We start from the raw sequence: 738 nt of genomic DNA on the forward strand, positions 1-738 counted from the left end.
CAGGAATCCTTGAACTCAAACTCGATCTGGGTGGTGGGGTGGTACTGACCCTCACCAGAAACTGATGTTCTTTGCCGAAGCCAGGGTCCGGGTCTTCATCTACGGTCAACCTGTAGATGCCCGCAAATCCTATGACGGACTCTATGCCTTGGCACGCAACGAGATGAAGCAGGATCCCCTGAGCGGACACCTGTTCTGCTTCATCAATCGGCGTGCCAACCAGGTCAAAGTCTTGTATTGGGATCGCTCCGGTTTCTGCCTGTGGAGCAAACGCCTGGAGCAGGGAAGATTCTTCTCGGACTGGAGCCAGATTCGCTCCTGTGAAACCGATTGGACCCACTTCAAACTCCTCCTGGAGGGGGTTGAACCCAAATCCTTTCGCAAGCGCTATTCCCGTCTGCCAACCACCTGAAATCAGGGCAAAAATAATTGAAAAATATACCCGAAAAATAAACATAACCGATTGATTAATGGTACAATTCAGTCATGTCAAAAGCCCTCGAAACCGCACAAAAACCCACCGACCAAGTCGCGGTTTTGACTCACACAAATTCTTTGCTTCAGGCGGAAAACGCTCATCTCAAAAGGCAACTGGAATGGTTCAGATGCCACCTTTTCGGTCAGAAGTCGGAACGCCGCAACCCCGACCTATACAGCCTCCAACTGGCCTTCAGTGACCTGGGTGGGGAAGGCAATACTCCGCCTCCTGCCCCGGACACCCAGACCGTCGCTGCCCAT

At 52.3% G+C, this 738-nt stretch carries 2 protein-coding genes; both read left to right on the forward strand.

The features are described 5' to 3' along the window. Positions 1-64 precede the first annotated feature (64 nt). Positions 65-412, forward strand: a complete 348-nt coding sequence (tnpB, locus tag IV91_RS0114190; protein WP_031599505.1) for an IS66 family insertion sequence element accessory protein TnpB — start codon at positions 65-67, stop codon at positions 410-412. A 74-nt stretch (positions 413-486) separates the two neighbouring features. Next, the coding region (locus IV91_RS19350; protein WP_035418634.1) for an IS66 family transposase at positions 487-738 on the forward strand (252 nt) is incomplete at its 3' end.

Source organism: Ferrovum myxofaciens (genome assembly GCF_000735045.1).
Taxonomy (GTDB): domain Bacteria; phylum Pseudomonadota; class Gammaproteobacteria; order Burkholderiales; family Ferrovaceae; genus Ferrovum; species Ferrovum myxofaciens.